Raw genomic sequence first — 25,549 nt, 5'->3', positions numbered from 1 at the left:
TCCTAATCTAATGAAACATTGCCTTCAAATTGTGAATTATATAAATCAGCATAGAACCCATTTTCTTTAAGTAAACTTTCATGAGTTCCCGTTTCAACAATTGAACCATGATTCATGACAATAATGTTATCAGCATCTTGAATGGTTGAAAGCCGATGAGCTACCACGAAACTTGTTCTGCCTTCAAGTAACCGTTCCATTGCATGTTGAATTTGTAATTCTGTTCGAGTATCAACACTTGATGTGGCTTCATCTAAAATTAAAATTTCAGGATCAGCGACAAATGCCCGTGCAATTGTTAATAATTGGCGTTGTCCTTGAGAGATATTTGATGCTGATTCATCAAGCAAAGTTTGATAACCATCAGGTAATTGATCAACAAAGTCATCAACATGAGCTGCCTTAGCTGCAGCTAAAATTTCATCATCTGTAGCATTTTCATTCCCATATTTTAAGTTGTCCCAAATTGTTCCCGAGAATAACCACGTATCTTGTAACACCATTGCAAAGTATGAACGCATCTTTTCGCGACTCATATCACGAGTGTCTTTCCCATTTAATCGAATTGAGCCACCTTTAATATCATAAAATCTTTCTAGCAAGTTAATAATAGTCGTTTTTCCTGCTCCCGTTGGTCCAACGATTGCAGTCATTTCACCTTTTTGCACTGTTAAATTATAATCTTCCATTAAAATTGGTGAATCATCATAACCAAATTTAACATGTTCAAATTCAATTAATCCTTTTGGTTGTTTTTCAACTGGTAATCCAGATGGATCATTTGTCATATCCTTTTCATCTAAAACTTCAAAAACACGTTCAGCTGAAGCAACCGTTAATTGAATTGAGTTTGCCAAGTTAGCTAATTGTGAAATTGGTTGAGAAAAACTAGTTGTATATTGAAGCATTGCTTGCACATTTCCTAGTGAAATTTGACCATGAGTAACTTGCAAACCACCGACAATTGCCACACAAACATAACTCAAGTTACTAATGAATGCCATTAGGGGCATCATAATTCCTGAAGCAAACTGAGCTTTCCAAGATGCTTGATATAGTTTTTCGTTTTCCCTTTCAAATTCATCAATTGTTTTTTGTTCATAGTTAAAACTTTTAATTACATTCTGACCAGCATAATTTTCTTCAACATAGTTATTTAATAAACCTAAATGCTTTTGTTGAGCTCCAAAGTTCTTTTGTGATTGAGGAGCAAAAATAGCAATTCCAATCATGCTTAAAGGAACTGTCATTAAAACAATCAACGTTAATTTCCAACTAATTGTCAACATTAGCCACAATGTCCCTACAATTTGAACAATTGAAATGACTAACTGAGTTAAGTTTTGTTGCAATGTTGAAGCAATGTTATCCATATCATTAATTTCACGACTAATTAAATCCCCATTTGAGTGGGTATCATAGTAGCTTACTGGCACAGTTTTCATTTTATACTTCATTTGCTTGCGCATTTTATAAACTGTATTTTGTGCCATGTTATTCATGGTAACGCGTTGAATAAATGTTAAAACTGCTGAAACTACGTACATTAAGGTTACTGTCAATAGAATGTGCCCAATTTTTTCAAAGTCAATTGGCCAATGATCCATTGTAATCCCCGCTTTTTGCATTGTGGTTCCCTTCATTACCCCTTCAAAAATAGCAGTTGTTGCTTTTCCTAAAATTTTAGGTGTATTAATTTGTAAAATTTGCGCTGTGATTGCCAAAATCAATACGAAAATGATCGCTATAATTCGATTTTTCATATATTTTAAAAGTCGCCACGTTGTTTTCCAAAAATTACGTGGTTTTTCAATTGTCCGTCCATTCCTAGGCATTTTCTTCACCCGCCTTATCATCACGAATTTGTGATTTTACAATTGATTGGTAAACAGCATTGGTTTGTATTAATTCTTTATGAGTGCCACAACCAATCATTTTACCTTTATCAAGAACGATGATTAAATCCGCATCAGCAACCGTAGACACTCTTTGCCCCACAATTACAACCACATGCTTTTGAATTTCTTCATCATTCTTTAATGCCATTCGCAAGTTTGCATCGGTTTTGAAATCCAATGCAGAAAATGAATCATCAAATACATAAACGGAGGCTTTTTTTACAAGGGCACGTGCAATTGCTAATCGTTGCCGTTGTCCTCCAGAAAAATTAGAACCACCTTGCTCAACATGTGCATCTAATTGACCATCTAAATCTTTAACAAAATCATCTGCTTGGGCAATTTTCAATGCATGCCAGATTTGTTCATCCGTCGCATTTTCATTTCCGTATTGCATGTTTTCACGTAAAGTTCCAGTAAATAAATTAGCTTTTTGAGGAACAAATGCAACATGTTCACGCACATCATGTAAAGTGGCTTGCTTAACATTTACATCGTTAATTTTGACACTCCCTTTAGTTGCATCATAAAAACGTGGAATCAAATTAACTAGAGTTGATTTTCCTGAACCAGTTCCTCCAATTACAGCAACTGTTTGGCCTGCATGCATCTTAAAGTTAACCCCTTCAAGAGAATTTTTCTTTGAATCTACATAGTGAAAATCAACGTGATCAAATTCTAATGAAGATTCTTTATCGCTTAAACTAACTGGATTTTGAGGGTCTGTAATGGTAGTTTGAGCATCTAAAACTTCATTTAATCGTTTAGCTGATGCTTGTGCACGTGGCACAAATACAAAAACCATTGAAAACATCATAAAACTCATCAAAATTTGTGAAGCATAGGTAATGAAAGCAATCATATTACCAACTTCAATTGTTTGAAAAGCAATTAAATGACTTCCCCAGTATGTAATCACGACATTAGTCATACTCATAATCAAAGTCATTAAAGGCAACATTAAACTGGTAATGTTATAAACTTTGATCGCGTTTTTCATATAATCTTTATTGACTTTATCAAAACGTTCTTGCTCAAAGTCATCACGTCTAAATGCTCGAATAACACGTACTCCTGTCAATCCTTCACGGAATACTAAGTTAACTTTATCAAGTTTCTTTTGCATTGCTCTAAATAGCGGATTGGCAAAATAAATCACGATTCCCATGATAATCGCAATCACGGGCAATACAACTACGAAAATTAATGTTAAAGTTGGACTTTTACGATATGCTAAAAAACTTGCTCCAATTAACATACATGGTGCCATTAACATCATTCTCAAAAACATTAAAATCACGTTTTGAACTTGAATAATATCATTAGTTGTTCGGGTAACTAATGAAGAAGTTCCAATTTGTTCCATTTCATCGTGAGAATAATTAATTACTTTACGATATACATCGCTACGTAAATTTTGCCCTAATTTTTGCGAACTTTTTGCCGAAAAATAAACATTAACTCCTGCAGCAATCATACTAATCAAGGAGCAACCTAACATTTGTCCGCCAACAACCCAAATATAATGAATATCACCAAGTGCAATTCCGTTATTAACAATGTTTGAAGTTAAAGTCGGTAAGTATAATGAAGTAATAACTTGAATTGCCATAAAAATAACTGCCCAAATCACCTGATTTAACGGGATTCGATTCTTTACAATTTTCGTCATCTTTTCACCTATTCTCTAATTCCATATTCAATCCAATCTAAAATCTTATTAAAATGATTAATAGCCTCTTGGCGTGGATCTTTATTTGTAGTTTGTTTAATATAAAAATAATAGTGTGTTGATTGCATTAACATCGAAATGATGTGATGTAATAAAAGATTTTCATTTTCTGGAGTAAGTTTTATTCGCAATAAACTACTATCAATCATTTGTGCATTAAAATATTCATTTGTTCTTTTAGCTGAATGTTTGCGAATTCTTTTTTGCGTCTTTTCATTTTGAAATGACATCATTGTATTATGCCAAAAACGAGCTTTTTTAGAATCTGTCATTTCATCTAAAAAAATTGCAAAAAATTCCGGTAAAGTTGAAAAAATATCACCATGATGTTGTTTCAACAACTCAACCCATCTTTCACCCCATCTTTTTGAATATAAATTCAAAATGTAACTATGAAGATCTTCTTTGCCATCAAAATACTGATAAAAACTACCGCGTGGAATTTTAGCAGCCCGAATAATGCTACTAATTGAAGCTTTATCAATTGTAAATTCTGAAAACTCTTCAAATCCTGCAGCAATTAATCGCCGGCGTTTTTCTTCTGGCAAATTAAAAAACGTACTTGTTGGCATTTAATTCATCCTTTCGTAAAATTTATGACAATCTGTCATATGACACCTTGTCATATTAACGCTAAAAAAAATTGATGTCAACCTTGACATCAAAAAATGCGCTTGATCGGAATTGAACCGATGACCTACCGCTTAGGAGGCGGTTGCTCTATCCTACTGAGCTACAAGCGCCTTGTATACTTAAGTATAATTAATTTTTGAGTTTGAATCAAGATTGTTTTTAGGTTAAAAACTCTGCTTAAAGAATGAATCTTTTCTTTTTTATTTTTAAATATTCTCTTAGAATCTTAATTTATGTTACATTTTTTGTCATAAACCGTGTATAATAAATAAATGTACGATTTTTCGTTATCAACTTTATGACAAAGGAGAAACTAAATGGGCGAAAAAAATACTAAAAAAATCGCAACAGGTGCGTTAGTGTTAATGATCTTTACAACGATCTTCGGTTTTGCTAACACTCCTGTAGCCTTTATGCAAATGGGATACGGTGCCATTTTATGGTACATTTTAGGCGCATTCTTATACTTCCTTCCAAGTAGTATGATGTATGCCGAATACGGATCAGCTTTGAAAGAAAGCAAAGGTGGAATTTATTCATGGCTAGATGCATCAATTAGTGAAAAATGGTCATTTATTGCTACATTTATCTGGCTTTCAGCTTGGGTAATTTGGCAAGTAATGATTTCACAAAAAATCTGTGTTACAGTTTCAACAATCATCTTTGGTCATGATACAACTGGTAATTGGCACTTATTTGGTTTAAATTCAACATTGACAGTTGCATTAGTTTCAATCATTGGCGTACTTGTAATTACATGGCTTGTAAACCATGGGATTGATACAATTGCTAAAATTTCATCAGTTGGTGGTTTAGCTGTCATGTTATTAAACGTTGTGTTAATTCTTTCAAGTGTCGTTATTTTATTCAAAAATAACTTCCAATTAGCACAACCAATTCACAACATTTCAAATTTTGCTACTTCAGTTAACCCTGAATTTCAAAATCCAATCGCCATGATCAGCTTCATGATCTATGCAATCTTTGCATATGGTGGTTTGGAATCAATGGGTGGTGTAACTGACTCATTAGATAAACCAGAAAAAACATTCCCTAAAGCAATCATGATTAGTACAGTTGTAATTGGAATTGGTTATGCATTGAACATCTTCTTATGGGGAATTTCAATTAACTGGAATCATGTAGTTAACCATCCAGATGTTAACTTAGCTAACATTACTTATGTTTTAATGCAAAACTTAGGACTTGAATTAGGTAAAGTCTTTGGCATGTCAGCTTCAAGTGCTGCGGTAATGGGAACAGTCTTCTCACGGTTATCAGCTCTTGGAATGCTTTGTGCATACTTAGGATCATTCTTTGTATTGATCTATTCACCATTGAAATCATTTATTTTGGGTTCACCAAAAGAACTTTGGCCAGAAAAAGTTACAAAATTAAATAAAAATGGAATGCCTTCAATGGCTTTATGGATTCAAACAACAATTGTTTGTGTATTAATTGCTGGAGTTGCGATTGCTTCAACATTGATTCACCAAGATTCAAAATTCTTATTTAACTTGTTAACATCAATGAGCAATGTTTCTTCAACATTACCATACTTATTCTTAGTTGGTGCCTTTCCATTCTTTAAGAAACGCACTGACTTGGATCGACCATTTGAAGCTTTCCATAACCGTACAGTAATGCTTACAATTGTATTTATTACATGTGCTGTTTTAGTTATTGCTAATGGATTTACAATTATCCAACCATTCATCGATCAAGATTGGGTTTCAGCAATCGCAACAGTCGCTGGTCCATTAGGTTTTGGTACATTTGCTTATATTCTTTATAAGACACGTTCAAAACGTTTAAAAAATAAATAAGTAATAAAAAAGCTGTGATTGTAAAATCACAGCTTTTTATTACTATCAGTAAGTTTGACCTGCCTATTTATTCTTTTTATGCGCTTTTGGTTTACCCTTATTTTTGCGGTTACGCATTCTATTTTTCTTTTTCTTCTTTTTATCAGTAACTTCTACTGATGGACTTGTTTGTTTTTTTCGTTTCTTTGATTTGCTTTTTTCTTCAATTGGCTTTTCAGTTACAAGTTGTCCTTTATATAAAAAGGCAGTTTGAATATCAAAATTACGATTACTCATTAATTGTTTAAAATTACGTAATTCATGCTCATTACCTAAATTAATAACTACTCCTTGAGCTTTCATGCGTCCAGTTCGACCAGCACGATGAATGTAAGTTGTTTCATCTTTAGGAATGTCATAGTTAATTACTGCAGGTAAGTTTGGAATATCGATTCCGCGTGCAGTTACATCTGTAGTTAAAATAAAAGTAATTTTTCCCTTTTTTAAGTTTCGCAATGCTTCTTGCCGTTGAGTTTGGCGCATTGTACTATTCAATTCAGCCACTGGAATATTATGATGTCTGAGTTTTTCATAAACATCTTTTACAGTTGCAACTTGTTTAAAGAACACCAACGCACGCATTCCATCTACATTTGCTAGCTTTCGTAGTAAATCAACTCGTTTTCGCGTAGGAGTTTCTAGTAAATAATGCGTAACATCTCCTTGAGTATCATCGATATCAGTTACATCAAAAACATGTGGTTCAATGCCAAACCATTTATGAAATTCGTTAAAAATTGGTGATTTAGTTGCTGAGAAAAATGCAAGTTGCATTTGCGAAGGAGCATGTCCTAAAATTTTGCGAATCATTTCCATTGATTCTTTTTCCTGAAGCATTTCATCTGCTTCATCGATCACAGTTGTCATCACGTGATGCATTTTTAGCTTACGTTGTTCGATTAATTCTAATACTCGCCCAGGAGTACCCACAACAATTTCTGGATGCTTTTTCAACTTTTCAATTTGCCGTTTAATATTAGCATTCCCAATTAACGAAATTGTCTTTAAATTAATCAATATACTCCATTCACGAATCACATCAGTAATTTGAGCAGCCAATTCTTGCGAAGGTGCAAGCACTAATAATTGCGTCCCATCTGTTGGCATTAATTTTTCAAGTAATGGTAATGCATATGCTAATGTTTTACCTGAACCAGTTGGTGCAATCCCTAAAATGTTTTCGTCGTTAACTAACGCTTCATAGGTTGCTTCTTGAATTGGAGTTAATTTTTCAAAACCTTGTTCATCAAAATGCTGTTTAAATTTTTCATTCATAGTATTCTTCCTTAATTAAAATGTGCTTCTTCCATTTTAGCATTATTCGGAATAGAAAAGCGAACAGAATTACAGCATTTGAAATTGTTGATTTTTTTCAAATAAATAACCCATTTGTAAAAGCAAATCTTCACGCCCTTTAGCGGCTTGAAATTGAATTCCCAATGGTAACTTTTGTTTATTTACATAAGTTGGTAATGAAATTGCGGGTTCTCCAGTTAAATTTGCTAATTGAGTAAATGGAGTTAACTGCAATGATGGTAACCATTGATCATAAATAATTTGCTGCTGTTCTTTGGAGTTAAACCGAGTAATTTGCTCCATCTTTTCTAAATTTTCTTTTGAAACTAACTGCTGAGTATTAAGCGGGGCTGCAAATGCATTGGTTGGAGTTAAGATCAAAGGATATTCTTGATGCAAGTGAGCCATGTGAGCGGCTGCTTCGTCCCAAGTTTGAAGTGCTAAGCTGTAATCAAATGCCTTAATGTTTTTTCCTGTCTGATAAAGTGCCCAGCTTAAAGTTTCAATGGTGCTTTTCTTTACTTTAGATTCAATTGGCATAAACATCGCAGCTGTTTCAGCTGCATTCATCAAATAATAACTTTGAATTAATTTTTGATCATCCATCGGCAATGAAATTTCGTTCACTTCAAATCCTTGTTGATGCAAAAAATCAACTACTTGATAAACTGCTCTTTTAGCAGCAATACTAACTGGAGTATTTACAGGAGAAGCAACTGTATAACCGATTTTAATTTTGGTGCTTGGCTTTTTTAGCTGTGAACAAAAACTCGTTTCAAATAAAGGCCATTGAAAAACTGCAGCTGTTTGTACCGTTTGAAAAAGATCTAAAAGCATTGCAGTATCTTTTAAATTACGTGTAATTGCGAAATTAACCGAGGCTCCTTGCCAAGAACGCCAATTAGTTGGTCCGGCAATTATACGTCCACGGGTTGGTTTTAATCCAATGCAACCATTCCACGCTGCTGGAATTCGAATCGAGCCACCACCATCATTTCCTAATGCGATCGGAACCATTCCTGCGGCCACGGCAGCCGCTGAACCGCCGGACGAACCACCTGCATTATATTTTAGATTCCATGGATTCAATGCATCTCCATATAACTTCGAATCAGTAATATTTTTAAACCCAAATTCTGGACAATTCGTTTGCCCAATAATGATAAAGCCTGCTGCTTGTGCTTTTTTCACAAAATTACTCGTTTGTTTGGCAATTTGCCCTGCAAATAATTGACTGGCATTCGTATCGGATTCGCCTTTTAGGGACTGCCCTAATCCTTTAATCAAAAGCGGAACTCCTAAAAAAGGTTGGCCATTATCCTTTAGATTCCGCGCTTCTTGCAGTGCCTTTGCTTTTCTTAAATGCACGACTGCATTTAGTTTTGAGTTTTGTTTTTCAATATTAGCAACAGAAATTTGCACTAATTCTTCACTACTAATTTCTTTTTTCCTAACCATTGCAGCAAGTTGATATGCTGGAAGTTTCATTAATTGTAAATCATCCATAGTAAAACTCCTTATTTATCTGATGTAAAAATAAGATTAGCTGATTTTCTTAATTCAAACAATACTTGGTTAACTTTTACTGCCATTTCTAGTCAGGTTTGCATTTTTTGCTTATATTGATGATCATCAAAATTTTCAATAACCTGAGCAAAATCTAAAATTTCAGATTCTAAGTGTTTTTGCTTAGAATCACTAATCGTAATCTGATGACGGCATCAATTACACTAACTTGATTCATATATCAGCAGCATTATCAATTTGAGATGTTTTTTTATTTATTAAGCGGTTCCGTCATATGATGAATCCGCTTAAATATTACTATCAAAATGTTCCTTTTTATCAGCACTACTTAAATTAGTAGAGTCTTCAATGCCCTCGATGTTTTTGATATCGTTTTTGTTTTTTTAATTCAAATTTTCGTTGTTTTTGTTTCACTCGAATTTCGCGAATGGATTTCTTTTTCTCATTTTTAATTTGCTCATGTTGTTTTTGAATAGCTTGTTGTGCTTTAGATCCTTTATAATGACCTTGAACTTGTTTTTTAGCCATTCTTTGTAATCTTTTAGGATTTTTATGCTTAACTATAGTTTGAACACATTTAGCTGAATAAAATGTGATTTTATCTAGTTGAAAAGTTACTAAACGTTGAATATCGTAAATTTTAGGATCACTACTTCCTAAATTTATTTTTGCAACTTGATAACTTTTATCATTGATTTTTTCAAAAACTCCATAGTAAAACGCATCTTCAAATATGATTGTTAATTTCAACGAATTCATGAATTGTTCCTCCTTAATCAATTACACGAAAATGGACAACCTAAGGAGGAAGGTTACTGCAAAATTGCTTTTGGTCTGGACTACCAACCAGAACTGTGTTTTTATTTCGTTACTTTAATGATAACATATTAATAATAATTAATTTTTAAGAAGGTAGACTAATGAATAAACAACGCTGCTCATGGGCAAAATCTTCTTTAATGATGAATTATCATGATAATTATTGGGGAATTCCTTGCCATGATGATCAACAATTATTTGAACTTTTAACACTTGAAACTTTTCAAGCGGGATTAAGTTGGGAAATTGTTTTAAAAAAACAAACTGCATTTGAAGAAGCCTTTGATTCCTTTAACATTGCATCAGTAGCTCGTTTTTCAAGTCAAGATGTTGAACATTTTCTACAAAATAAGCAAATCATCCGCAATCGCAAAAAAATTAATGCAATGATTCATAATGCAAAAGTAATTCAAAATTTACCATGTTCTTTTGATCATTATCTTTGGCAATTTACTAATAATATAACTATAAAAAATCACTATCAAACTTACGCTGACATTCCTACTAAAACTCCACTATCAATTAAAATAAGTCAGCAAATGAAAAAAGATGGTTTTAAATTTACAGGTCCAGTTGTGATTCAATCATTTATTGAAGCAGCTGGTCTTGTTAATGATCATGAAATTAGTTGTTTTAAATATTAATCAATAAATATAATTTTTAACTTTTAATATATAATTTATATTGCATAAAAAAGTACTTACTTTGATTATAATCTCAAAGTAAGTACTTAAATTAACTATTTTTCCAACACCGTCACACTTTCCACATGTGGTGTTTGTGGAAACTGATCAACTGGTTGAATTGGTTGGGTTACGTGATAACCTTCATCCATAAATTGTTGCAAATCACGTACTAAAGTTGCGGGGTTACAACTGACATAAACAATTTTAGTTGGTTTCATCGCAGTTGCACTTTGAATTAAACTTAAAGTCAAGCCTTTACGTGGAGGATCAACCATAATTACATCCGGAGTGATCCCTGCTTGGTTCCATTTTTCCATCCATTCTTCAGCATTGCCGACTTCAAAATCCACGTTAGTTAAATTATTAAGCTGTGCATTTCGCTTAGCATCCACAATTGCTTTTGGTACGATTTCTACTCCATAAACTTTTGCAGCATGCTTTGCCATGGTTAATGAAATTGTTCCAATTCCACAGTAAGCGTCAATGACCGTTTCTTTACCTGTTAAATCTGCTTTCTTGATTGCCTCAGTGTATAACTTTTCAGTTTGTTGAGGATTAACTTGATAAAATGAGTGTGCAGAAATATCAAATTTTAAGCCATTCAACTCGTCTTGAATCGTCGAATTACCTGCTAGTTTAATATCTTCTTTTCCTAAAATCACATTAGTATTTTTGCTATTCACATTTTGAATCACACTTTTCACATCTGGAAGTGTCTGCATAATTTCCATTGCGATTTTATCCCCATGTGGAAAACTTTTTCCGTTAGTTACAATTACCACCATCACTTCATGTGAATAAAAGCCGCGTCTTACCATTAAATGCCGAATTAATCCTTTGCCAGTAGTTTCATCATATGCTGATAAGTCATACTTGTTCAAAATCTTCAATACTGCTTGGAGCACTTCATCGATACGTTTATCTTGAATCATGAAATTCTTCAATGGCATAAAATGATGACTTCCCTTGCGGTAAAAACCAACTTCAAGCTTGCCATTAATCTTTTGCACAGGAACCTGTGCTTTATTGCGATAATGATATGGATTATCCATTCCAATTGTTGGATTAACCTTAATTTGCTCTAAGTGTGCTTTTTTTAAGAGTTGTTGAATTTGATTTTGTTTAAATTTTAACTGTGCTTCATATTTTAAGTGTCCCAAAGGCGTGATCCCGCTTTGTTGTTCGTCATTTGCAACTCTATCAGGACTAATAGTTAAATATTTTAACGCTCGCGCATATCCAAAATTTTTACGGGTCTTAACAACGACTGCTTCAATCTTTTCATTTGGTAAAACTCCCGCAATGAATAGTGGATAATTATCAACTTTAGCTACTCCCATTCCTTCATAAGTTAAATCATCCACAGTTAATGTTAATTTTTGATTCTTTTTCACAGGTGTTTGCACATTCTATCCTCCTCAAATAAAAAAGAGAAGTATTTTCCACAACTTCTCTTTTCATATTACTATTTTTCTTCTTCGTTTTGTGGATCCATCTCATTATCTTGCTTTTGAGATAGATTTTCAACCCCTTGAACCAATTTTTCACGGGTATCTTCCGCTTCATCTATTTCTTGTTGCATAATTGCATTTTCTGGAATGTCTTTCACATTAGCAAAAATTTCAAGATGTTGTTTTAAATTCTTAAATGTCATTGGTGCATCGCCACCATATTCACCATCAAGATTAATCATCATCTTTTCACCATTAACTGGTTTAGCTACCAATTTAGATGTTTTTACATATAAAATGCGTGGATCATTGACATGATCTCCGTTTAATAAGCGCGTAAATAATTGCAACATTTCAAGTAAATTACTTGTTTTTACAACCATTAACGTAAACATTCCATCATCAAGTGAAGCATCTGGAGCGATTTTTTCAAAACCACCAACTGAATTAGTTAAAGCCACGAAAAACATTGAAGCTTTGCCATCAAAAACACCATCATCATATTCTAAGTGCATGTCAATTTGCTTCATTCCAGGAAGCATTTCCGCTCCCTTCACAAAGTAAGCTAAGTATCCAAAAAGTGATTTTACATCTGATGGAACTGAATATGTTAATTCTGTTAATGATCCTCCAGCTGCAATGTTTACGAAGTAGTTTTGTCCTGCCATTCCAATATCGACTTTAATTGAATCACCCTTAGCGATTACTTTGGCAGCTTCAACTGGACTTTCACGCGGAATCTTTAAAGCTCTAGCATAATCATTAGTTGTTCCAGCAGGAATGATCCCTAATTTAGGACGATGTTTTAAGCCGGCAATCCCATTAACAACTTCATTAATCGTCCCATCACCACCTGCAGCAACAATTAAATTAAAGCCTGTCCGTGCAGCTCTTTCAGCTTCATTACGCGCGGAATTTTCTTCTGGCGTAGTCGCAAAGGCACTTGTTTCATAACCTGCGCGTTCTAAAATATTTAAAATCTCAACTAGATCATTTTTGATCGCTTCTCTCCCAGAAGTCGGATTATAAATAATGCGACAACGTTTTTGCATCCTATATCCCTCTAAACTTTGTAATTATTAATTGTGGAAAATTACCGTTTCTTCAAACTTGCTGTTAAAAGTTGGTTTACAACTTTTGGATTAGCTTTTCCACGAGTTTGTTTCATAATATTACCAACTAAGAAACCAAATGCACGATCTTTACCGTTCTTAAAGTCTTCAATTGATTGTTGGTTATTATCTAAGACTTCATCAATAATTGGTTGCAATTTAGCTGGATCTGAAAGTTGAACCATCCCTTTTTCTTCAACCCATGCTTTTGGTTCAGTATCATTGGTAATAATTTCCTTAAAGACTTTTTTAGCAATCTTAGATGAAATTGTCCCATCTTTGATTAACTTAATCATTGTAGCCAAATGCTCAGGTGTCAAGGCCGTTTCATCAAGTTCAATTTGCTTTTCGTTTAAGTAAGCATTCACTTCACCCATTAGCCAGTTTGAGGCCAATTTTGGATCAGCACCTTGAGCAACAGTTGCTTCATAAAAGTCTGACATTTCTTTTGTTTGAGTTAAAACTTTAGCATCATATGCTGGAATGCCCCATTCATTGATGTAGCGTTCCCGGCGTTTATCAGGCATTTCAGGGATTGATTCACGAACTTCATTCATCCATTCATCTGAAATATGATACATTGGTAAATCTGGTTCTGGGAAGTAACGGTAATCATTTGCTTCTTCTTTTGAACGCATTAAAATGGTTGTTCCAGTTGGCTCATCAAAACGGCGAGTTTCTTGTTCAATTTCGCCACCTTTAAGGAGGATTCCGCGTTGACGTTTTTCTTCGTATTCAATTCCTTTACGCACATGTTCAAGTGAGTTTAAGTTCTTCATTTCTGTACGCACTCCTGGCTTGTTTGAGCCAATTGGTTTAACAGAAACGTTTACGTCTGCACGCAATGAACCTTGTTCCATTTTTACGTCAGAAATACCAGTAAATTTAATAATTTGCCGTAAGCGTGATAAATATGCATATGCTTCATCAGCAGAATGTAAATCTGGCTTTGAAACAATTTCAATCAATGGAGTTCCTTGACGATTCAAATCAACATATGAGTAACCATCTGGATTGTGGGTATTTTTCCCTGCATCTTCTTCCACATGCATTTCTTCAATCCCGATTTTACGTTTAGTACCATCTTCTAATTCAATTTCTAACCAGCCATCATGTGCTAATGGAGTTTCTTTTTGAGTAATTTGGTATGCCTTAGGATTATCTGGATAAAAGTAATTTTTTCGATCAAAGTGTAAATCTTGATTAATTTCACAATTTAACGCCATTGCAGCGCGCATTCCAAATTCTAAAACACCTTTATTTACTTGAGGTAAAACTCCTGGATAAGCCCAATCAATTACATTTGTGCTTGTATTAGGTTCAGCGCCATACACAACAGGTGCAGGTGAGTAAGCCTTTGACATTGTTTTCATTTCAATGTGGACTTCTAATCCAACTGTAGTTTCAAAGTTCATTAATTTTGACCTCCAATCTGTGGCATTTTTTTATGAAAATCAGTTGCTTGCTCAAAAGCATAGCCAGCTTGATAAAGAGTAGCTTCATCAAAACGAGGAGCAACTAAATGAATTCCAACTGGAAGACCATCTTTAGCAAATCCACCTGGTAATGACATTGCTGGAACACCAGATAAGTTCGTTGGAATTGTCAACAAGTCATTCATGTACATTGCAATTGGATCATCAGTTTTTTCACCAAAACCAAATGCTGAAGTAGTCGTTGTTGGTCCTAAAATTAAATCATAGTCTTTAAAGACATTTTCAAAATCTTGACAAATCAAAGTCCGTACGCGCGTTGCTTTGCCAAAGAATTCATCATATAAGCCAGATGAAAGTGAAAATGTTCCTAGCATGATCCGCCGTTTAACTTCGTCACCAAAGCCTTCTGAACGAGTTTTCACATAAACATCTTCAAGATTTTTAACATCTTTTGCTCTGAAACCATAACGAATCCCATCAAACCGTTGTAAGTTTGATGATGCTTCTGAAGATGCCACGATGTAGTACACTTGAATTCCATTCAAAGCGTGTGGTAAAGAAATTTCTTCAACCGTTGCGCCTAAATCTTCAAAAGTCTTAATTGCATTTTCAACTGCTTGCCGAACTTCAGCTTGAAGATCAACGTCCATAAATTCTTTTGGTACCCCAATCTTCATGCCTTTAATTTCTTTTCCAATCTTAGCAGTAAAGTCAGGCACTTCACGAGAAGAAGTTGTAAAGTCATGCTTGTCTTGACCAGCAATTGCATTTAAGATCAATGCATTGTCTTTAACTGTTCGAGTCATTGGTCCAATTTGATCTAAACTAGATGAAAAAGCAATCAAACCATAACGAGAAACCCGTCCATATGTTGGTTTTACTCCTACAATTCCGTTGAATGCTGCTGGTTGTCGAATTGAACCACCTGTATCTGAACCTAAAGCAGCGATTACTTCACCAGATGCAACTGCAGCAGCTGGACCACCAGAAGAACCACCTGGAACTTTAGTTTGATCCCATGCATTTTTAGTAGTTTTAAATGCAGATGTTTCCGTTGAACTTCCCATGGCAAATTCATCCATGTTCAGCTTGCCTGCAACAATCATTCCTGCATCTTCTAACTTAGTAACTACCGTTGCATTGTATACCGGCATGAAGTTTTCTAACATTTTACTTGCAGCAGTTGTTTTAAGATCCTTAGTTACCATGTTATCCTTAATTCCCACTGGAATTCCATCTAAAACATTAGCTGCATCAATTCCACGTTCATCAATCATTTGTGCTTGTTTTAACGCATTTTCTTTATTCATTTCAAGAAAAGCATCAATTTTTTGATCACGTTTTTCAATTGTATCAAATGTTGATTTGGCTAATTCAGTTGCACTCATTTCTTTATTTACAAGCATTTCATGCAAACTTGTCAAATCATTTTTCAAATAATCCATTATTCGTCATCCTCCCCTTCATCTAAAATTGCAGGCACTTTAATATAGCCATTTTCATGTTCAGGGACGTTTTTCATCAATTCTTCACGTGGCATTGGCTTTTGTGCAACATCTTCACGCATGACATTAACAGCATCTGTCACGTTAATTGTTGGTTTAACATCAGTAGTATCAATTTTACTTAATTGATGTGACATATTCATAATATCTTCAATTTGATTCGTGAAAGTTTCTAACTCTTCGTCACTAAATTCTAATTTTGATAAACTAGCAATTTTTTTGACTTCATCTTTCGTAATTTTCATCAAATATCCCTCTTTTCTTTCCAATTCCATTATTTGTATTTTATCACATTTTGATTTATACAATTTTAAAAGCTGAATTTCATTGCATTAGTTTGTAAATACATGACTTTCAAACTTACCATCACCTTCATCACGTGACAAGTAGGCTTGGGTCTTACCATCAGATCCTAAAATTTGAATTGTAATTGGGATCTTAGTTGGTAAGTAACTTTGCGCAGCCTGACCAACATATTGAGTAAAGCTAATGATTTCTGTTTCACTATAGAATTGAGTTGTAATGTTTACATTCATTTCTTCAAGCGTCTTACCATCATATTTTGCTTGTGCTGTAACACCTGCTAAGTTAGGGAAGAAGTTTTGAATCTTACTCTTAAAGTTTTCAAAACTCTTTTCATCATTATCATTTGGCACTGAGTTAGTTGAAGTTGCTGGGAACACAACATTTTTAATGTCTAAGTTCTTCCATGATCCTAATTCAGTTCCATGATTACTTACTGCGTAAGCATAGAAAGTTCCACCAACTAAACTATCATTTGGCGCTTGTTGGAACATTGCAATTACAATTGGGGTATCTTCTGAAACACCATCAATTTTACGAACCCGTTTTAAGACTTCTTGAGCTGCTTTTTTACCTTCTTCAACCATCTTTTCACGCGAAATTGACTGTGTATATGTAGCTCCATATTGTTCTTTTTGATAGTAATCTTTGCGGTTCATTCCGATTCCAATTGTCATTCCGGCTAATGAAAGTTTTCCGTCTTCATCTTTCATATAATCTTGTTCGCCAATTTGTTGAATATACATTGGATTACGGTTAGAACCATTTCCGTTACTTTCAGGGTTTAATCCATCGGGGTTACTCTTAGATTTTCTTCCTAACCAATCTTCAACTGTGCTTGAAGATAAGTATTGTCCTTCTTGAAAGACATAGTCTTTAGTTGAAAAGAATTTTTTGGAAATATCTGTCATTCCAAGATCAAAGCTCTTCAAGTTCAACATATTTCCTGAATTTTGTTCAACTCCAATGCCCCGTGACTTACTTGTTTTATAGCGTCCATTTTCAATTACACCTTGATATTGACCATTTGTAGCAGTTCCAGTGGTTTGAACACCACTTGATTTTGAATTGGAATTTGATGAAGAATTATTTGATGATTTACCACATCCTACTAGTAATAATGCTGATAAACAAATTCCAATCAATGCACTAACTTTCTTTTTCAATCTTCTTCCTCCATTTGTTGTATAAAGGTTGCCTCGTTTATTATTTTAACATTTAATTCTTCGGCTTTGGATAGCTTACTTCCAGCATCCTTACCAACAATTAACAAGTCGGTTTTGCGAGAAACACTGCCAATCACTTTCGCACCATGAACTTCAAGCCACTTTTTAGCATCAGCTCGTTTTAAGTGTTCTAATTTTCCAGTTAACACTACGTGAAGTCCATTAAAAGGACTATTTTGTGCTTCTTCTTGAATTTCTTCTTCTGAGCGTCCTAAATACTTCATGTTAACATCAACTTGTCGAAGTTCAGTAATTAATTTTTTGACTTGCTCACTGCTAAAGTATGTGACAACACTTTCAGCAATAATTTCACCAACAGTGTTAATTGACGCAATTTCTTCTATTGTTGCTTTTTGAATTGCTTCTATTGTTTTAAAATGTTGTGCAATCAATTTAGCAGCTTTGGCACCAACATGGCGAATTCCTAATCCAAATAATAAACGTTCTAAAGAATTATGCCGACTTTCATCAATCGCTGTAAGTAAATTATTTGCTGATTTGTCTTTAAACTTATCAAGTTCTAATAATTCATTAAAAGTTAACTTATACAAATCAGCCACATCTTTAACATAACCTTTATCATATAATTGCGCTACAATTCGCGTTCCCAATCCGCGAATATCCATCGCATTTCGGGAAGCAAAATGAGTAATACTTTCTTTAACTAAAGCCGGACACATTGGATTAATACATCTTAACGCAACTTCGTCATCTAAATGAACTAATTTAGCATGACATTCTGGACAATGTATCGGAATTTCGTATGGCTTTGAGTCACTTGGGCGCTTACTCTTAACTACCATAGATACTTCTGGAATAATATCGCCTGCTTTGTGCAACTTAACAGTATCGCCTATCCGAATATCCTTTTCCTTAATATAATCCGGATTATGCAATGAAGCCTTACTTACAGTTGTCCCTGCTAATTGAACTGGATCCATTACTGCAGTTGGTGTTACTACCCCAGTGCGCCCAACTGTCCAAATAATTTTACGGACAACTGTTTCTTGTTCATCTGGAGGAAACTTATAAGCAATTGCCCAGCGTGGCACTTTTACAGTATTACCTACTTCTTGATGAACTTTAAAAGGATTAGCTTTAATTACAATGCCATCAATATCGTAACTTAATGATGGACGTTTCTTTTGATATTTATCAACGTATTCAAAGATTTCGGCTTTATTGTGGGCAACTTGATAGTCTGGGTCAACTTTAAATCCCCATGATCTCATTTTAACCAATGCATCACTTTGCGTTGTTACTCCAAATTTTTCTGGTTCCATTAAATAATAGATAAATGTACTTAATTTACGTTCAGCAGTAATGCGACTATCTAATTGGCGCAATGATCCTGCTGCCGCATTACGTGCATTTGCAAAAACTTGTTTTCCAGCTGCTTCTTGTCGTTCATTTAGTTTCACAAAAGATTCTTTGGGCATATAACATTCACCCCGAACTTCAACATCAACTGGTTCTGAAAGTTTCAACGGAATTGAATTGATTGTTCTTAAATTTTGAGTAATATCTTCACCAATTCGCCCATTTCCACGAGTTGATCCTTGGACAAAAATTCCATTACGATAAACTAATGAAATTGCTAATCCATCAATTTTTAATTCACAATTATAATCAATTTTTTCATCCACATTTTTATCTAAGTTATCAACAAATTCGCCTAACTCTTCTTTTGAAAAAACATCTCCCAATGATAACATTGGAATTTCATGATCAATTTTTTCAAATCCCTTTAAAACCTGTCCTCCAACACGTTGCGTGGGTGAATCAGGTGTAATTAGTTCAGGATGTTTTTTCTCAATCTTAACTAACTCTTGATAGTTTTGATCATAAACATCATCAGGCACTGTGGGTTTATCAAGTGAATAATATTCACGTGCCCACTGATTTAATTTATTTCTTAATTCTTGTGCATTTTGTACAATTGAGGCTTCTGTCAATGACAACACCTTCTTTATTTTTTAGTAATTGGAGCAAAAGCCGCCAGTAACCGTTTAATTCCTTCATTCTTAAAGGCGATATCTAATTCCATATTTTCACCTTCGCCGGTCACTTTAACAATGGTTCCTTCTCCCCAAGCCTTATGCAAGACTTTTTCACCAACACTCCACGTCTTTTTATCTGCACCTGTGCCTTTTGGTTTTTCCACCATTCCGGCAGGTTTACGATAAACTGGAGTCTTCCGTGCAAATGGTGCTTGCGTTCTTCTAGCAAAACGTTGCGTTGCTTCGTCTTGTTCATTTTCACTTTGAAGTAAATCATCCCCAATTTCATCGATAAAGCGAGAAGAAGCATTCACTTGACGCTTCCCATAAAGCATCCGTGACAGTGCATTTGTAATATATAATTTCCGTTGTGCTCGCGTAATGCCTACATATGCTAGTCGGCGTTCTTCTTCTAATTCATCCTCATCTAATTGTGCTCTTGATAATGGGAAAATCCCTTCTTCCATTCCCATTAAAAAGACTACCGGAAACTCTAGTCCTTTAGCAGCATGCAATGTCATCAAAGTAACTTCATTTGAATCATCAACATCATCTTGATCAGAAACCAATGCTAAATCTGCTAGAAAATCTGCAAATGGATCACTGTTTTCCTCTTCTGGTTCCCATTGTTCATCAAATTGCTTTGTAACTGTTAAAAATTCATCCAAGTTTTCTAAGCGGCTTTGATTTTCTAATGATTTAGTTTGTTCAAGTTCAGCCTTATAGCCTGTCATTTCTAAAATATCTTTAGTCAATTCAGTGACATTTTCTGTTTTTTCTAAATCATGTAGTTTTCGAACTGTATGTGCAAATTTCGTTAATTCATTAGCTGCTTTTCCTTTAATCTCAGTTAAAGCCACATTTTCAGCTGCTTCTTCAAAGGAAAGACCGTGCATATTAGCAAAATCTTGTAATTTGCGCATGCTTGTAGCTCCAATTCCACGTTTAGGTGAGTTAACCACCCGTTCAAAACTTAGTGAATCTTGTGGATTAGTTGCTAGTCGTAAGTATGCTAATACATCAAGAATTTCTTTTCGTTCATAAAACTTGTGGGCTCCTACTAATTTGTAAGGAATGTTAGCCTTAACTAACGTTTCTTCGATTTTCCGTGATTGTGCGTTTGTACGGTATAAAATGGCAAAGTCACGGTAAGTATAGCCTTCTTTTTGCATTTGGTCCTTAATGGTTTTAACTACGAAGTTAGCTTCTTCACTATCAGTATTTCCACGGTAATAATGAATTTTTTCACCTTGTTCATTTTCAGTCCATAAAGTTTTAACTTTACGGTTAATGTTATGTTCAATTACTTTATTAGCAGCATCTAAGATTGTTTTAGTTGAACGATAATTTTGTTCAAGTTTAATTACCTTTGCATCAGGATAGTCGTTTTCAAAATTCAAAATGTTTTCCATGTTAGCTCCTCGCCAACCATAAATACTTTGATCCGCATCCCCAACAACACAAATGTTGCGATATTGATCTGCTAACAAATTAACCAATTCATATTGAGCTTCATTTGTATCTTGGTATTCATCGACGTGGATATATTTAAACTTCCGTTGATAAAATTCTAAAACCGCTGGAGCTTCTTTGAATAAATCGATTGTCTTCATAATTAAATCATCAAAATCCATTGCTTGATCTTGTTGTAAACGATCTTGATATTCAACATATGCTTTAGCAACAATCTCTTCAAAAACGCCACTGGCTTTTTCTTGATATTGTGTTGGAGTCAATAAATCATTTTTAGCATTTGAAATTGCACTTAAAATTGCACGAGGATTATATTTTTTAGGGTCAATATCTAAATCTGCCATAATATGTTTCATCAAAGTTCTTTGTTCACTTGAACTTGCAATGGTGAAACCATGAGCATATCCAATTTTTTCACCATCGCGCCGCAAAATTCGAACACATAATGCGTGAAATGTAGAAACCCAAATTTCATCAGAACCTTCATCAATTAAATTATCAATTCGTTCACGCATTTCACGTGCAGCTTTATTAGTAAATGTAATTGCTAAAATGTTCCATGGATTAACATTTTTTTCTTCAATTAAATATGCTACGCGATGAGTTAAAACGCGGGTTTTTCCACTTCCAGCACCCGCCATAACCAAAAGTGGACCTTCAGTTGTTTGGACCGCTTCTGCTTGTTTATCATTCATTTTTGCTAATAAATCTGTAACAGCCAATTTATTTCCTCCTATAAAAAGATACAATCAAATTTAATTATATCAAAAGCGATGTGGATTTTTAAGGCGATTCACTTTAAAATCTTTTTCATTGAAAATAAAGTTAAATCATTCTAACTATTAAAATAAATATGAGCTTATTATACAGCAAAAGAGACTGCAACTACTGCTACAGTCCCTCTATTTTTTACTATTAACCTGCTGGTTTTTCCTTATTATCCCAAATTCCAGTTGATTCAACTTGTTCACGTACAGTTTCAATGGTTGGTCCTAGTGCTAACAAGTACCCTTCAGTATTTTGTACTCGCATTGAAAGTGGATACCGGAAGAAATTGTAATACCAATTATCTTTTAAAACCCATTGAGTTCTTAAAGCATCCCGATCATGGCTTTCAATTGTAATTGCCACGGTTGGTTCCATTAATTCAGTTTTTACTAATGGCATTTGTGCTAATGCCCGTAAATGTTGCTCAAACATTGTTACATTAGTTGCTTTATCAAAAACATATCCACTTGCATGTAATCCAGGCACAACGCGTTTAACATAAATTGCTCCACTTTCGGTTAAGAAAAAGGCAATTTGTAATGTTCCCACATAGTTCAAGTTTTGTGCAATTTTAGCAGCTAATCTGCGCACTTCTGCTTCAATATCATTATTAACCATCGCTGGAACTAATGATTCATGTAAAATGTGATCATGATAAATATTTTCAACTACAGGGAAAAAGTTGATGGTTCCCTTCACCTCTTTAGTTAAAACCACTGATAATTCTTTGGTATATGGAATCCATGATTCTAAAATGTAAGTTCCCATATCAATAATATCAGCACATTTAGCAATATCAGATTGCTTGCGAATTACTTGTTGATGGCTTTTTCCTAATCCTTTTTGAATTGGTTTTAATACGCAAGGATAGCCAATTGAAGTAACTGCTTGATAAACATCATCTAAGTTAACAATGGTTGCATAAGGTGCGATATTTACATTTAAATTTTCAAAAAATGCACGTTCAAGTAAGCGATCTTGCATGTATTCCAAAACTTCGCTTCCTTGAGGAACTTTTGTAAACTGTTCAAGATACTTAATTACTTCTGAATTTACATGTTCAGATTCATAAGTAACTACGTCACAGCGTTGTGCAAAATTTTGTAATTTATTTTTATCATTCATTCTACCAACAATTTTGACATCTGCTTCTGCCAATGTTGGACTTTCCTCAAACTTACTATACGCAATAACTTTATAGCCCATTCGTTTAGCTGTTCGTGCTAACATAATCCCATTTGGACTGTCACCAATAATTCCCACTGTACTACCAGGAAAAAGTGTTTCTGTCATTTTTCCTCACTACTCTCTATTTAAAATCTCAAATATTAAGTTCACTTTCTATAATACCATAGGTTACAATTCAAAATATTATAAATATTCTTTTAGAATTACTGATCATATTGATCTAAATTATATTTTTCAATAATTGAAATTAATTTTGATGCATAATCTGGATCAGTTGCATACCCATTATCTTGTAAGGCTTGTGCTGCTTGTTGATAATTTTGTGCTGTTAAAACTGCTTGATAATGATTAGCATCTCCATCAATTCCATTCACAAATAACTTAGTATGTGCTTCAATTGACGCTTGCCAACTAGAATACACTACAAAACTTGCTTTCGTTGTAATCCATTGTCCATTGACATATTCTTTCGTAGTCATTTCAGCACTATTAGTTCCAGTACCTTTTACTCCAAATAAATTATTATATTTTTGCGATAACTCACTTTGACCCCAATCAGATTCTAAAGCCGCTTGTGCAATGGTAATGCTTGCTAAAACATGATACTTCTTTTGTTCTACTTGAGCGATTGGAGCTACTTTTTTGATAAAATTTTTTTTGACCTGTTCAGTTTGATCTGTTGAAGTAGTACTTTTAGTTTCTTTTTCTGTCCATTTAACTAGCTGCATTGACCCAATTAAAACAACAATGATGATTAAAACCAAGTCTGCTGCTCTTAGATTCTTTTTAGTCATGAAACGTTTGAGTTGATTTTTCCATTTTGAAGCAACTGATTTTGACTTGTTTGCCATCTTGCTCTCCAATCTATTTCTTATCCAATAACTTGATTAACACACTTGCAATTAATGGCACGGTGATCATTGCGGCAATCATTTCTGGAATTCCATTAGTCCCAACTACCCCCATTAAATAAGGTAAAAGTTCTTTGACATTTACCGCATATAGTTGTGGGGCTTGATTATGATAAAATAAATAAATTTGTCCTAATACTAAAAAAGTATTCGTTACGCTCCCTGCTCCTGCAGAAATCATCATTGCAACTTTATCTTCTAGATGATTCTTTAATGCTAAATATCCATAACCTGCAACTACTCCTACTAATACCCGTGGCAAAACGGAAATTAATGGATTAGTGAAACAAATTGCTGCAAGTGGACTGGTCGGCCATACAAATGCGCGAATAAAAGTTATTAATCCCCACACTAAACCAATTATCATTCCTGGTTTTGGTCCTAAAACTATCGCTGCCACAATGACAGTAATATGCATTAAAGTAATACTTAACGGACCAAGGGGAATATTGCCTAAAAAAGGCACCAAATTTTGCATAATAATAATTGCCACAAAAATTGATAAAAATGTGATACGCCGAATTTTTTGCTTTGGATTAATCAAATATCCGATTCCCTTTCTGACTTAATATCAGTGATTATAGCATTTAAATATTGATAAAAAAAGAACAAGATGTGATAAAAGCATTAAAATAAATTCATCCAAAATTGTATCCTTATGTTAAAACTATAGATAATAAAAAAGAAGCTGTGATTCTCATCACAACTTCCATAATACTTATCCAAATTTAAATAAATTGTAAAATTCCCATTAAAACTGGCACAACTACGATGAATAAAATTGTACTCATAACCACGATGTTAGTTGCATATTTTACATCACCATGCGCTTCATCTGCTAAAATTGGCAATACCGCTAACATTGGAGTTGCTGATTGGACAATTAGGGTTTGTTGCATTAAGCATGGTAAATCAAAGTGTAATAAAGGTGCACCAAACTTAATTAAAAGAATTAAAACAATTGGAGATAATACAAATCGTCCAAGTAATGCCACAATTGAATCACGATCAAATTTGAAATTATTTAATCCCGCATCGCATAAAACAATCCCAATATAAATTAATGAAAGTGGCGTCACCAAATTACCAATATATTTCAATGTTTCAAATAAAAATGATGGTTGATCATTTGGAAGACCTAAAAGTAGCCAAATAATTGCAACCACCAATCCAACTAATGGCATTGGCAAAAGTTTTTGCCAGTTAAGTTTATGTTTTTGTTTATTATTTTTATCTACCGTTGGATCGTCGTTATAAATTAAGAAAATCCCAAATGCCCATGTAGAAACAGTATTAATTAAGTAATAAATTAAAAAATATGGCATTGCTTTACTTCCAAATAAAGCATTATTTAAAGGCATTCCAATAAAAATAGTATTGGCATTAACGATCGCATTCATCAAAATTCCTCGCCGCCCAGGACGAACTTTCATGACTTTAACTACAAGATATGCAATTAAATATCCAATCATTACTCCTAATGCTGGAAATAATAATCCTTCTCCCAAACCGCCAAAGCTTGAACGCGTCAAGTGTTCTTGAACTGATACGAAAATTGATGCCGGCAATGCTATTTTTGTAATTAAATTAGAAATATTGCCTGAAAAAGCATCACTAAACCACCCAAATTTTCTAAGTAAATAACCAAGCGCCATAATCAAAACGATTACCACAACACTTGAAACTGAAGTCAAAAACGTTGCCATCCTAAATTCTCCTA

Annotated in this window: 20 protein-coding genes and 1 tRNA gene; 2 read left to right on the top strand and 19 right to left on the bottom strand. The window is 34.0% G+C overall.

From position 1 onward, the window contains the following. Positions 1-2 precede the first annotated feature (2 nt). The 4 genes from ACWCL1_RS05720 to ACWCL1_RS05705 all read right to left on the bottom strand — a co-directional run bounded on the left by ACWCL1_RS05720 (position 3) and on the right by ACWCL1_RS05705 (position 4,373). Positions 3-1,856, bottom strand: a complete 1,854-nt coding sequence (locus tag ACWCL1_RS05720) for an ABC transporter ATP-binding protein (protein ID WP_454545981.1) — start codon at positions 1,854-1,856, stop codon at positions 3-5. Then, positions 1,828-3,570 carry an ABC transporter ATP-binding protein gene (locus tag ACWCL1_RS05715; protein WP_454545946.1) on the bottom strand — a complete coding sequence of 581 codons (1,743 nt, stop codon included), beginning with the start codon at positions 3,568-3,570 and terminating at the stop codon, positions 1,828-1,830. Before ACWCL1_RS05715 ends, ACWCL1_RS05720 begins: the two co-directional genes overlap by 29 nt. 8 nt (positions 3,571-3,578) lie before the next feature. Continuing rightward, complete coding sequence (locus ACWCL1_RS05710) at positions 3,579-4,202, bottom strand: TetR/AcrR family transcriptional regulator (RefSeq protein WP_454545945.1); 624 nt, start codon at positions 4,200-4,202, stop codon at positions 3,579-3,581. 97 nt (positions 4,203-4,299) lie between these two features. Continuing rightward, positions 4,300-4,373: transfer RNA gene (locus ACWCL1_RS05705), tRNA-Arg, on the bottom strand. Positions 4,374-4,580: 207 nt separating this feature from the next. Between ACWCL1_RS05705 and yjeM the strand changes: the two genes are divergently transcribed. Beyond that, positions 4,581-6,089: a glutamate/gamma-aminobutyrate family transporter YjeM gene (gene yjeM / locus ACWCL1_RS05700; protein WP_454545944.1), complete on the top strand. Its 1,509-nt coding sequence runs from the start codon at positions 4,581-4,583 to the stop codon at positions 6,087-6,089. Between the two features lie 63 nt (positions 6,090-6,152). Here the strand turns inward: yjeM and ACWCL1_RS05695 are convergent, their stop codons facing one another. The 3 genes from ACWCL1_RS05695 to ACWCL1_RS05685 all read right to left on the bottom strand — a co-directional run bounded on the left by ACWCL1_RS05695 (position 6,153) and on the right by ACWCL1_RS05685 (position 9,710). After that, the gene (locus ACWCL1_RS05695; protein WP_454545943.1) at positions 6,153-7,403 is read right to left on the bottom strand and encodes a DEAD/DEAH box helicase; all 1,251 of its coding nucleotides are present in this window, start codon (positions 7,401-7,403) and stop codon (positions 6,153-6,155) included. A gap of 69 nt (positions 7,404-7,472) precedes the next feature. Beyond that, on the bottom strand, positions 7,473-8,930 hold the full coding sequence (locus tag ACWCL1_RS05690) for an amidase (protein ID WP_454545942.1): 1,458 nt from the start codon (positions 8,928-8,930) through the stop codon (positions 7,473-7,475). 366 nt (positions 8,931-9,296) lie between these two features. Further along, a complete protein-coding gene (locus ACWCL1_RS05685; protein ID WP_454545941.1) occupies positions 9,297-9,710 on the bottom strand; it encodes a YjdF family protein in 414 nt (137 codons plus the stop codon). Between the two features lie 161 nt (positions 9,711-9,871). Between ACWCL1_RS05685 and ACWCL1_RS05680 the strand changes: the two genes are divergently transcribed. Further along, positions 9,872-10,414: a DNA-3-methyladenine glycosylase I gene (locus ACWCL1_RS05680; RefSeq protein WP_454545940.1), complete on the top strand. Its 543-nt coding sequence runs from the start codon at positions 9,872-9,874 to the stop codon at positions 10,412-10,414. Positions 10,415-10,509: 95 nt separating this feature from the next. On the opposite strand, the gene rlmD is transcribed toward ACWCL1_RS05680, so the two are convergent. The 12 genes from rlmD to ACWCL1_RS05620 form a co-directional block, all read right to left on the bottom strand. Beyond that, positions 10,510-11,862 (bottom strand): 23S rRNA (uracil(1939)-C(5))-methyltransferase RlmD, encoded by a 1,353-nt coding sequence (rlmD, locus tag ACWCL1_RS05675; RefSeq protein ID WP_454545939.1) that lies wholly within the window; start codon positions 11,860-11,862, stop codon positions 10,510-10,512. A 59-nt stretch (positions 11,863-11,921) separates the two neighbouring features. Then, positions 11,922-12,959, bottom strand: coding sequence for a diacylglycerol kinase (locus ACWCL1_RS05670; RefSeq protein ID WP_454545938.1), 1,038 nt, complete (start codon positions 12,957-12,959; stop codon positions 11,922-11,924). 41 nt (positions 12,960-13,000) lie between these two features. Beyond that, complete coding sequence (gene gatB / locus ACWCL1_RS05665) at positions 13,001-14,434, bottom strand: Asp-tRNA(Asn)/Glu-tRNA(Gln) amidotransferase subunit GatB (protein ID WP_454545937.1); 1,434 nt, start codon at positions 14,432-14,434, stop codon at positions 13,001-13,003. Next, positions 14,434-15,900 (bottom strand): Asp-tRNA(Asn)/Glu-tRNA(Gln) amidotransferase subunit GatA, encoded by a 1,467-nt coding sequence (gatA, locus tag ACWCL1_RS05660; protein ID WP_454545936.1) that lies wholly within the window; start codon positions 15,898-15,900, stop codon positions 14,434-14,436. The genes gatB and gatA overlap by 1 nt, the downstream gene beginning before the upstream one ends. Then, on the bottom strand, positions 15,900-16,205 hold the full coding sequence (gatC, locus tag ACWCL1_RS05655) for an Asp-tRNA(Asn)/Glu-tRNA(Gln) amidotransferase subunit GatC (protein WP_454545935.1): 306 nt from the start codon (positions 16,203-16,205) through the stop codon (positions 15,900-15,902). The genes gatA and gatC overlap by 1 nt, the downstream gene beginning before the upstream one ends. 87 nt (positions 16,206-16,292) lie before the next feature. Next, a complete protein-coding gene (locus tag ACWCL1_RS05650) occupies positions 16,293-17,429 on the bottom strand; it encodes a CamS family sex pheromone protein (RefSeq protein ID WP_454545934.1) in 1,137 nt (378 codons plus the stop codon). Beyond that, complete coding sequence (gene ligA, locus ACWCL1_RS05645; RefSeq protein WP_454545933.1) at positions 17,426-19,444, bottom strand: NAD-dependent DNA ligase LigA; 2,019 nt, start codon at positions 19,442-19,444, stop codon at positions 17,426-17,428. Before ligA ends, ACWCL1_RS05650 begins: the two co-directional genes overlap by 4 nt. A 14-nt stretch (positions 19,445-19,458) precedes the next feature. After that, a complete protein-coding gene (gene pcrA / locus ACWCL1_RS05640; protein ID WP_454545980.1) occupies positions 19,459-21,657 on the bottom strand; it encodes a DNA helicase PcrA in 2,199 nt (732 codons plus the stop codon). 220 nt (positions 21,658-21,877) lie between these two features. Further along, positions 21,878-23,023, bottom strand: coding sequence for a 5-(carboxyamino)imidazole ribonucleotide synthase (locus ACWCL1_RS05635; protein WP_454545932.1), 1,146 nt, complete (start codon positions 23,021-23,023; stop codon positions 21,878-21,880). Positions 23,024-23,121: 98 nt separating this feature from the next. Continuing rightward, positions 23,122-23,769, bottom strand: a complete 648-nt coding sequence (locus ACWCL1_RS05630) for a glycoside hydrolase family 73 protein (protein ID WP_454545931.1) — start codon at positions 23,767-23,769, stop codon at positions 23,122-23,124. A 13-nt stretch (positions 23,770-23,782) separates the two neighbouring features. Next, complete coding sequence (locus tag ACWCL1_RS05625) at positions 23,783-24,370, bottom strand: ECF transporter S component (RefSeq protein ID WP_454545979.1); 588 nt, start codon at positions 24,368-24,370, stop codon at positions 23,783-23,785. Positions 24,371-24,557: 187 nt separating this feature from the next. Beyond that, on the bottom strand, positions 24,558-25,535 hold the full coding sequence (locus tag ACWCL1_RS05620) for an AEC family transporter (RefSeq protein WP_454545930.1): 978 nt from the start codon (positions 25,533-25,535) through the stop codon (positions 24,558-24,560). Positions 25,536-25,549: the final 14 nt, after the last annotated feature.

Source organism: Ligilactobacillus sp. LYQ135 (genome assembly GCF_053711055.1).
The sequence above is the reverse complement of the archived record's forward strand: the minus strand, read 5'-3'. Positions and strand labels throughout refer to the sequence as shown.